The 9,536-nt window shown below is 28.2% G+C and carries 11 protein-coding genes; 10 read left to right on the top strand and 1 reads right to left on the bottom strand.

The genetic code is table 11. The features are described 5' to 3' along the window. Positions 1–800: 800 nt before the first annotated feature. Entirely contained in the window at positions 801–1,232 is a 432-nt protein-coding gene (locus AJ939_RS10425) for a hypothetical protein (RefSeq protein WP_070283451.1), read from the bottom strand. 387 nt (positions 1,233–1,619) lie between these two features. Here AJ939_RS10425 and AJ939_RS11015 point away from each other — a divergent pair, with 387 nt between their 5' ends. The 10 genes from AJ939_RS11015 to AJ939_RS10470 form a co-directional block, all read left to right on the top strand. Continuing rightward, positions 1,620–1,796 carry a hypothetical protein gene (locus AJ939_RS11015; RefSeq protein ID WP_186820918.1) on the top strand — a complete coding sequence of 59 codons (177 nt, stop codon included), beginning with the start codon at positions 1,620–1,622 and terminating at the stop codon, positions 1,794–1,796. A 648-nt stretch (positions 1,797–2,444) separates the two neighbouring features. Next, positions 2,445–3,218, top strand: coding sequence for a conjugal transfer protein TraF (gene traF, locus AJ939_RS10430; RefSeq protein WP_186820560.1), 774 nt, complete (start codon positions 2,445–2,447; stop codon positions 3,216–3,218). Positions 3,219–3,230: 12 nt separating this feature from the next. Then, positions 3,231–3,905, top strand: a complete 675-nt coding sequence (locus AJ939_RS10435; RefSeq protein WP_070283452.1) for a chromosome segregation protein ParM — start codon at positions 3,231–3,233, stop codon at positions 3,903–3,905. 16 nt (positions 3,906–3,921) lie between these two features. Then, complete coding sequence (locus AJ939_RS10440; protein WP_002794785.1) at positions 3,922–4,920, top strand: TraU family protein; 999 nt, start codon at positions 3,922–3,924, stop codon at positions 4,918–4,920. A gap of 22 nt (positions 4,921–4,942) precedes the next feature. Next, a complete protein-coding gene (locus tag AJ939_RS10445; protein WP_070275240.1) occupies positions 4,943–5,605 on the top strand; it encodes a helix-turn-helix domain-containing protein in 663 nt (220 codons plus the stop codon). A 15-nt stretch (positions 5,606–5,620) separates the two neighbouring features. After that, positions 5,621–6,565: a TrbC family F-type conjugative pilus assembly protein gene (locus AJ939_RS10450; protein ID WP_002821102.1), complete on the top strand. Its 945-nt coding sequence runs from the start codon at positions 5,621–5,623 to the stop codon at positions 6,563–6,565. A gap of 9 nt (positions 6,566–6,574) precedes the next feature. Next, complete coding sequence (locus AJ939_RS10455; protein WP_070275241.1) at positions 6,575–7,411, top strand: hypothetical protein; 837 nt, start codon at positions 6,575–6,577, stop codon at positions 7,409–7,411. Then, positions 7,398–8,180, top strand: coding sequence for a complement resistance protein TraT (gene traT, locus AJ939_RS10460; protein WP_002840159.1), 783 nt, complete (start codon positions 7,398–7,400; stop codon positions 8,178–8,180). Before AJ939_RS10455 ends, traT begins: the two co-directional genes overlap by 14 nt. A gap of 12 nt (positions 8,181–8,192) precedes the next feature. Then, the gene (locus tag AJ939_RS10465) at positions 8,193–8,621 is read left to right on the top strand and encodes a thioredoxin family protein (RefSeq protein ID WP_070274978.1); all 429 of its coding nucleotides are present in this window, start codon (positions 8,193–8,195) and stop codon (positions 8,619–8,621) included. A gap of 1 nt (position 8,622) precedes the next feature. Beyond that, a partial coding sequence (locus tag AJ939_RS10470; RefSeq protein ID WP_070283391.1) for a DUF3825 domain-containing protein occupies positions 8,623–9,536 on the top strand: 914 nt, incomplete at its 3' end.

A 9,536-nucleotide genomic window follows, 5' to 3' on the forward strand; every position in this document is an offset into this window, starting at 1 on the left:
CAACTTTATTACACTTTCACTACACTTTAACTACAAAAATGTGAAAATTTGCATGTTTTTTGAAGTAAAAGTGTAGTTAATATGTAGTTAATGTTATTTTTATTACAACTTGAGTGCAACTTTATTACAACTTAACTACAAAAAAGAGTTTATTTAAAATACTATTTTATAGGGTTTTTAATATTAATTTAATTTTTATTGTTGAAAAAATATACTAAAAAGTGTAATAAAAAATAAAATATCAATATTTAGGGCTTATTATGTTAAAACCCTTATTTTTAGGTTCTTTTGCTTTTTTTGAAAAAAATGTAAAAAGTTGAGCCAATGGGCATAATGCAATAATATAGCCCAAATATAGGCATTTAAAGCTTATTATTGCGGGCAAGTAATCATCAATGTTTTACCGACATTTTGCGATTTGTAAAAAGCTTTTAAAATATCTATTTTGTAGGTTTTTAAGCATTGTTGATAATCGAGTTATTGTGTAAGATTTTTGGCAAAAATAGACTTTAGAGCTAAAAACTGCAAAATTTTCTTCATGGCGTGTATTTTTGATTGTGCTTGATTTATAGCGATAATATGAGAGCTAGGGCTTATTTTAGAAGTTCTTGCGAATTTTCAAAAATGCTTTGCAGTTTTGAAATGGGCTGTGGTTTTTGTTTTGTGTTGCGATTTTTGTAGGTTTTTTTGTGTTTTTTTTGATTGCAAGTGGGTATCTTGAATGGATATAGGGTTTAAAATGACAGAATTAGCCTTTAAAAGGCTAAAATGATTTTTTTAATGTTTTTATCGTTTTAGGGTTATTTTTTTGATTTTTGGGCGTTTTTTGAAAGAATATCGATTAGTGTTTCAAAATCTTGGATTTCTGATTTGGTAATTTTGAATTTATCTTTGAGGGTTAGGAATTGATAGGCTGAAACTATATCAAGCTTTGGGTATTTGGCTTGTAAATCGATAATGCTCTCATGGTTTTTAACTCTTTTTAGTTTGGCAATAAAAGTGTTTTTTGTTTTTTTGATATAAGCTATAACAGCAGGTGTCATTTTGCTTTTGTTTTCATCTGTTTTGCCATAGATTGAGAGTATGAATGCTAGACAGCTAGTTACATTGATAAATAATTTGTCGTTTTTCTCTTTGTGGATTATTTTGCTTATGTAGATTTTGGTAAACCAAGTTTCTATGGCTTTGTATATTCGGTTTTTTGCGTTTGGTTTTGTATCTGTCTTAGGCATAAATGCTCCTATGTATTTGGTAGTTTTGTGGAATTATACCGTATTTTTATTAAACTTGGGTATGAAATGAGTGTTTTTATATGTGGGTATAGTTTATATCAAAAGTGGCTAAAAATAAACAGGGATTTAGGATTGAAATAGTGGTGAGAAAAAGGCTATAAGGATTTGTGTTAAGGATAGCGTTAAGATGAGATTTGAATGCGTAGAATGCAAGATAGGGAGGAATGGGAGATGGGGTATAAAGGGGGTGATAAATGAGGGGATAAATGATGAAAATTATTCAATGAAATGTAGCGGATAAAGAAGGGGGGATAAATGAGGTGATAAAGGGCGAGAAGAAGACTTTTCTATTTCAAAGGCTAAAAATACTTTAGGGTAGGTATAAAAATGGCAATATTATTAACGAAGTTAATGTATGGTAGGTACAAAAATTTTTTAGGTGCAATTTTTAAAAAAAGACAAATCGCAATAAGTTGTGCTATAAAGTCCCTAAAAATAGGCATTCTTTGCTTTAGGGTAGGTATAAAAATGCCCTTGCTTAAACCTAGACTTTTTAATGCTTAATTTAAAATTAAAGTCCCTAAAAATAGGCATTCTTTGCTTTAGGGTAGGTATAAAAATGCCCTTGCTTAAACCTAGACTTTTTAATGCTTAATTAAAACTATTTTTTGTCTTTTCGTGGGTTTGGATTTGGAGTATTTTTTAATTGAAAAATTTACAAAAATTTTAGAGTGAAGATAGGTAAAAAAATAAAAATAAAAATAAAAAATGATAGATAAAAAAACAAAAAAAATAAATCAAAATAAATATAGTTTTGCTGTAATTTTCTCTTTGAATTTTTGCTCGTGAAAAGTACAAGATAATTTTTTTATTTTTTTAATCATATAAAAAACAATATTTTTTAATACTAATTTCATTTAATTTTATTTTAATAATTAAAAATTGTAAAGAAAAGCGGCAAAAAAATATCAAAATTAAGAAAACATTTATTTTTATATTTTGTTTTTAAGAATAAAAATATTATTTTTCAATAATAAAAAAGATATTTTAATTATTAAAAAAAACTTAATTATATAAAAATATTTTAAAATTTATTGTTAGTGATTTATTGTATATATTTATTAACATTTTTAATAAATATATATTTCAAATATATATTTTTTTTAAAAAAATGATATAATTATTCAAATATTTTATAATTTAAGGTTTTTTATGGTGAAAATATCTACTACAATTCTTGTTCTCGCTTGTTTTTTACAAGCAAGCACTTTTTTTGGAGACTCAAAGCGTGGTTGGTTTTACTACGAGCTTGCTGATAATAACAACTCACAAGAAAAAAATGAAACCAAAATCCAAAAAAGAATGAATGCAGATGATTTATTTATTGCTTCTATACCTTTAAATAATTTAGATCTTTTAACAGCCGAAGAATTTACCGAAACCTTCGAAAAAGTTAGAAAAATAGCCATCATGAATCCTACAAAAACAAATGTGATGACAATGCAAATTATGAATAAGTGGCAAGTTGACCAATCTGAAAAATTTGCTAAAGTTTGGGCTTTAAACCTTTTGGAAAATCCAAACTTAGAGTATCCAGAAATTCGTGATGACAAATTTGGTAGAAGCGAAATGTTTAGACAAAAACAAGAAAAAATAAATAATTTTTATAAAGCTCATCAGGATGATTTTTCTTATGTTGTTTTTGTTAGCGATTTAAATAAAGAAATTAATGAAAAACAAAAAGGCATATATCGCTCGCTACAAAGTGATTATGGTGTAAATGTTGAATATGTTAATGTAGATGAGCGTAAAGACTTAATTTCGAAATTTAAACTTGCAACAACTCCTGAAAATTTCTTTGTTTATAGAAATTCAAAAGGAGAAGCAATTTGGCAAAGAGTTAAATCAGGACTTACAAACAAAGATGACATCATCAACAATACTTTATTTTTATTTGATAATGCAATTTTAGAAAAAGATAAATAATTAAGGATAGATATGAAAAAAATATTTTTTAGTACTATAATTTTAGCTAGTATTCTATACGCAGGCGGCGGCAAAGAAATGGTTTTAGGCAAAACTAAAGATTTTGCAGAAAGAGATATGATAGAGCTTATACAAGAATTCATTGAAAAAAATAAAGCACAAATAGAACAAAAAGCTTTCAAGACTCGAGAACAAGCAAGAGAAAATGTCAAAAATTATCAACCTAAAGGATTAATTCCATTAAAACCTGCCCTTGAAGATAAAATCTTTTATCCTGACTTAACATACACTTTGGATCAAGATATTAAAAATGCAAATGGAGATATTTTATATCCAAAGGGTTTTAAATTTAATCCTGCTGATTATGTAAAGCTTTCATATGCAATGGTAGTTATTAATGGTAACAATAAAAAAGAAGTTGAATGGTTTAAAAAAAGTGGTTTCTCTAATCAAGTTTCTTATAGATTATTGCTCTCAGAAGGAAGTTACTATGATTTAAACCAAGAGTTTAAGCAAGAAGTATTTTATTTGAATCCACAAATTCGCGAAAAATTTAAGATAGAAAAAACTCCAAGCATTATAAAACAAATTGAAAATAAGATACAGATTCATGAAATTTGTATTCCTTGCATGGAGAATAATAAAACTAAAATCGTTGACAATAATTTAAGCATAAAAGAAATTTAAAAAAAGGGAAATTAATATGAAATTCAAGGCTCATTTAATCAGCGCAGTAGCTGCTGCTTGTTTATTTTTTCACCCAAGCGAGACTAAAGCTGTTTGTGCTCCAAATCCAAGTCAAATACTTATAAGCCTAACAGAACTTTGTTGGGAATGTATTTTTCCTATTAGTATCGCAGGGATACAAGTTATACAAGGACCTATGCCTGATCCGCAAGGTTCAGTAGGCTCTCCTATATGTATATGCCCTGCTCCACCACCTTTATTTTTTCGCATAGGAATTCCTATAGGATATTTTGAGCCTAGTAGAATGCTAGATAGCGTAAAAGATCCTTATTGTTTTGTGGGACTAGGTTTTGGTATGCCTGAAATGCTTACAGCTTCAAAAGGAACCAAAGGTGATGGACATGATAGAGCAAGAGTCTTTTATCAATCTCACTATTATATATATCCTATTATTGGTATGGTAGGAATTTTAATTGATGCTGCATGTATGAATATTACAAGTGGCGTGGATATAGCTTATATGACCGAAGTAGATCCCTTATGGCAAGATGATGAGCTAACAGCCTTGATTAATCCTGAAGCTTTATTATTTGGCAATCCTATTTCAAATCTTGCTTGTATGGCAGATAGTGTATCGGCTCAAGCCAATGTGGCTTTAGATCCATTGTTTTGGTGCAAGGGTTCTTGGGGGAATGCTTACCCACTTTCAGGTAATACAGGTTCAAAAGATTATGTTGAGGATGCTGCTTCTGTTGCAGGTTCTATGATTTATAAACTTCATAGAGAATTAATACTTTGGGAAAGTGCAGGACAATTAGGGCTTTGCGGAGAATACCCTATGCCTATTTGGAGAAAATCTTCCTATAGATTGCAAATTTTAGCACCTGTTCCACATCCTATGGGTATGGGCATAGGACAAAGTGGTATCTTATGGAGCTTTGCCAAAAATTATCCTGTAGCAGGAGATAATTTCACTTTTATGGTTTTTAAGAAAAAAGAGTGTTGTGCATTCTAGTATATAAAATGGAGGTTTTGTTGTGTTTATAAAAGAACTTAGAGAAAGATTAAATTTAACTCAATCAGAATTTGCAAAAAACTTAAACATCAATCAAGCAATTGTTTCAAGGTACGAAAATAAAAAATTGAGACCAACAAGCGAGTTTATTATAAGATTGATCAAAACCTTCAATGCAAATCCAAACTTTATTTTTTTTGGAAAAGAGCCTTGCTTGAATGAAAATACTTACAAAAATGAAATTTCACAAGAATTAAATCAATTAATTGATGAATTGTCTTTGTACGAAAATGAAAAAAATATTATTTCAGAACTTGAGAACAGTGCCTTAGAAAAGATTATTTCTCTTGTTTCTGATAAAGAAATTTGGGAAAAACTATTTTCATTATTATTTAAAATAGACAGAAAATTATACACTATAACTTTGTTTATTTGCAGGGTAAGCAAAAGGCTTGACGAAAAAAGTGAAACGCATAAAGCATACCTAGCTTCAATTATTAATAGCTTTGATGATAAAGATTTTAGCAAATTAAACGAGTGCATGAAAATGGATTTAATTACACTTTTTAATGAAAAATTTACTGAAGAAGAAGCAAACATTATAATCGAAGATTGCTTGGTTGTTTTTAAGCATATTGAAAAAACAGCTCCTATTCATAAAATGATAGAGCTTGGAAAAAACTAACAAGAAAGGAAAGAAATGAAAAAACAAATCATAGGTTCTATTTTGCTATGTTCATCATTATTTGCAATTGATGATAATTTGACAAAAGAACAAATATTTCATAATAAATATTTAAAAGATAAAGCTGCAATGCAAAATAAAATTTCAGTCGATGAGCTTTATAAAAACACTAAAGATTTTAACCTTAGTTCTATGAGGCAAGATATGAATTTAACAAAGGATGAAATAAAAAAAAGATATGACATAAAGTTTAACCAAAGCGCAGAGGCTAATAAAAGTGCTAAAATTGTTTCCGATATGAGAAGAAGCGATGCTTTTGAAAAAAAGATTGTTGATAACCAAAACTATATTCTGTATGATAAAAGTATGAATTTTAATGAATATCTTGGCGAGTATTCGCAAAATACTAAAGATATGATTAATCAAATGGAAAATTCTAAACACCTTATCAGCACAAACAAATATTTAAATCCTAATGAAAAAATATTCATAGTAATCTCTTCTTCAATGGATAAATCAAGCATTCAAAACTATTTTAAGTTGCTTGAAAATGTAAAAACCGATATAACCTTTGTTTTAAGAGGATTGGTTGGAAATGATGCAAGATATATTAATCCTACTTTTTCTTATTTGCAAGATCTTTTAGTTAAAGACCCTAATAACAAAAATAAAGAAGATAAAAATAATTTTTATTATTACAATATTGAAATTAATCCAAAAGTAACTAGAAGATTTAATATTACTAAAGTTCCTGCTGTGATTTTTATTAAAAACTATGATCCTATTGTAGAAGATTATCAGAAAATGACAAACACGCCTGCAGATACCAATGAAGAGTATTTTGTGGCTTATGGTGAAGCAAGCATTAATTATGCTTTAAGCGAAATAAATAAACAAGCTAAAAGTGATGGACTTGCAAGATTTATTCAAAACATGAATAGCAATTTTTATACTAAATAAGAGTGAAAAATGAATTGTTTTAAAAAGCTAAAAGAAAAAATAATACTCATAAAAATAGAAAAGGAAAAAGCAAGCGAAGAAAAATTTTTAAAAGAGTGTGAAATCAAAGAAGCGGAAATAAGAATGGAAATTCTTGAAAAGCGTAAAGATGATTTATTTAATCAAAGAGAAGAATTAATTCATTCTATTTTAGATGAAGCATCTTTTAACGCACTAACCGAAGAAAGATATTTAGAACTAATTAATAATTATCACATTCTAACAGAAGATAATAAAGCAAATTTGTATGGGATATTAAGAAGAGCTTATAATCTTAGTTCGATGGTAGGACATCTTAAGTGCCTTGATAAAAGTATTAATGAATTAGAAGAAGAGGAGGAAAAACAAGTTGAAATAATAAAAACAAAAAAAACAAATTCACAAATAAAAAAGGAGAGAAAAATGGAAAAAAATGCAGTTGAAATTCTAAGTAATATCAAAACTGATGAACTTTCAAATACAATCAATATTATAAAAGTTATTGAGATTGAAAATATTTTAAATTTTAAAGATCTAGTTGATATTTTTGTAAATGATAAGTATAAGATAGAAGCAAAAGCTCTTAAATACTTAGAAGTTGTTTCAAATAAAACAGAATTTTTTAGAACTTACTTAGAATCTAAAATTTCTAAAGAATTTTCAGAAGAGGAGGAAAAGGATTATTTTGGAAAGTTTCTTAAAGCTTTAGAAAAAGGCTTAGATAATTTAACAGGCGAAACAGAAGAGGAACGCACTAAATTCAAAAAGCATGTCAAAGAAATTTTTGAAAAAATATTTAACAAAAAGGAAAACAATGAAAATAAATAAAACTATTTTTAAAACAGGAATGTGCAGCGTTTTGGCAGCTAGTTTACTCACAGGTTGTTTAACAACTACTTTACAAACTAATGCAACAATGAGTCAAAGTATTTTTCTTGATCCTGTGGCTAAGGAAAAAAGAATTGTATTTTTAAATATCAAAAATACAAGCGGACATGATGTAAATTTAGAACCTAAATTAAGAAGTGCTTTGGAAGCTAAAGGATATAAAGTTATAGATGATCCTGATAAAGCAAATTATATTTTAAGTACTAATATTTTATATTGTGATAAAAAACAAGAAAATAATGCTGTAGGCGGTGCTGTTGCAGGAGGTGCTACAGGTGTGGCAGTTAGTGGCTATAATGGCGGCGGTGCAGGAGGTATGGTTGCTGCAGGTGCTGCAGGTGCTTTAGTAGGAGGACTTTTAGGAAAACTTACCGAAGATACAATTTGGCAAATGCAAGTAGATATTAATATCAAGCAAAAAGCTGATGGTAAAGTTTTAACTTCTAGTGGTAATGTTAGCGGACAAGCTAGCGTAAGAGATTCCCAAAGTTCAGGCTTTTTAAATAGCTTTGGCGGAAATGTTCGCAGTGATAAAGTAGGACATTTAAATTCAAATCAAATCAATAATACACAACAAACTTATGAAGGCAAATATATAGAAAAAAATACTATTATTTTTGCAGAAGCTGTGAAAACAGGACTTAAACTTCCTGAAGCTACGCCTATTTTAGAAGATAAAATTGCAAATCAGATTGCAGGATTATTCTAAAAAGGATATTGCATGATAAAAAAAATAAGAATTTTATTTTTAGTCATCTTTTTAGCCTTTAGCCCTATAGTGCTAGAGGCTAAAATCTACGATGATGTATATGTAGCACAAAAGCAAGCATTAAAAGAAGCAAAATTAATGATTTTTTTTGTGGTTTCAAACACTTGCGAATATTGTCACAAGCTTATGAATGATGTGTTAAATAATAGAGATTTAATGGAATACCTTAACAAAAATTTCATTGTTGCTATTTCTGATTTAAATGCCAATGGATTAATACCTAAAGACTTATTGTTTAATGGTGTAACTCCAACAACTTATATTTTAACTCCAACAGGAAAAGTAATAGGCACTCCTATTGAAGGAGCGGTTGATTCTGACATACTTTTTGGACTATTGAAAGGTTTAGAAGATTATAAGAAAGGACAATTAGGTTTTTAGCGTGGAAAAAAACATAGAAAAATTAATTTTGGAAGCCTATGAAGATAGTAAGACTAAATTTGACCATGTTACTACAGGACATATCAGTCAATATTTGAAAAGAAAATATGATTTAAAAATCAATTGTAGTAAGGCATTAATAGAAGCAGACTTTGATCTTGAAAAAGATGAAAACGAACCTTCTTTAGTTTATGTTAAAAAAGCTACCACAAGAAACAAGACTTCAAATCGTGATCAAATTCAAAACAAAGTTGAAGAGAAACCTTTGTTGTTTCAATTTGCCTATTTTCCAAATTTTCTAAATACACTCCAAGAGCTTTCTAATATAGCTCAAAAAGAATTTTGGGGAAACGGAAATAATATTTTATTTTCTTATCTATTTAAATATTTTGAGTTCATTTATGAAAATAAAAGCTATCCTGATATTATTACTTATAATAAAGACAAAACAAAGGCATGTTTCAATACAGGTTTGTATAGTACAGGTGTTTTTCCAATATTTGCATGCTTTGAAAAGCAGGAAAATGGAGGATATATTTTTAGAAAATTTTGTTCTAATGGAGATAGAGTTTTAGATGATTTAGAAATACCTAAATCTTTAAGCGATTATGATACATTCAAAAATGAAATCATTTTTGATAGTAAATTGGATTTTAGGGTAAATCATTTGCATCTTTTTGAGAGAAAAGAGCGATTACCTGAAATTGTGAAAAAACTAAATGATAGGTTCATAGGACACATTATTAATGGTGAATTGAAAATCATCAAAGATAATTATAATCTTCAAAAGATGATTATTCCTGCAGCTTATAAGCAAAGGGTAGTTTTATACATTCCTTTGAAACTTCAAGAAGAATCAGTTGATACGATAGTTGTAGTTGAAAAAGAAGAGGTAAAAAACGAACAGTATTACGC

The sequence above is a fragment of the Campylobacter sp. BCW_6889 genome, from assembly GCF_001762535.1.
GTDB classification, from domain to species: domain Bacteria; phylum Campylobacterota; class Campylobacteria; order Campylobacterales; family Campylobacteraceae; genus Campylobacter_D; species Campylobacter_D jejuni.

Excerpts from the sequence above, each read along its gene's own strand:
- AJ939_RS10425 (WP_070283451.1), bottom strand. The coding sequence starts at position 1,232 with ATGCCTAAGACAGATACAAAACCAAACGCAAAAAACCGAATATACAAA.
- AJ939_RS11015 (WP_186820918.1), top strand. The coding sequence starts at position 1,620 with ATGGCAATATTATTAACGAAGTTAATGTATGGTAGGTACAAAAATTTT.
- traF (WP_186820560.1), top strand. The coding sequence starts at position 2,445 with ATGGTGAAAATATCTACTACAATTCTTGTTCTCGCTTGTTTTTTACAA.
- AJ939_RS10435 (WP_070283452.1), top strand. The coding sequence starts at position 3,231 with ATGAAAAAAATATTTTTTAGTACTATAATTTTAGCTAGTATTCTATAC.
- AJ939_RS10440 (WP_002794785.1), top strand. The coding sequence starts at position 3,922 with ATGAAATTCAAGGCTCATTTAATCAGCGCAGTAGCTGCTGCTTGTTTA.
- AJ939_RS10450 (WP_002821102.1), top strand. The coding sequence starts at position 5,621 with ATGAAAAAACAAATCATAGGTTCTATTTTGCTATGTTCATCATTATTT.
- AJ939_RS10455 (WP_070275241.1), top strand. The coding sequence starts at position 6,575 with ATGAATTGTTTTAAAAAGCTAAAAGAAAAAATAATACTCATAAAAATA.
- traT (WP_002840159.1), top strand. The coding sequence starts at position 7,398 with ATGAAAATAAATAAAACTATTTTTAAAACAGGAATGTGCAGCGTTTTG.
- AJ939_RS10465 (WP_070274978.1), top strand. The coding sequence starts at position 8,193 with ATGATAAAAAAAATAAGAATTTTATTTTTAGTCATCTTTTTAGCCTTT.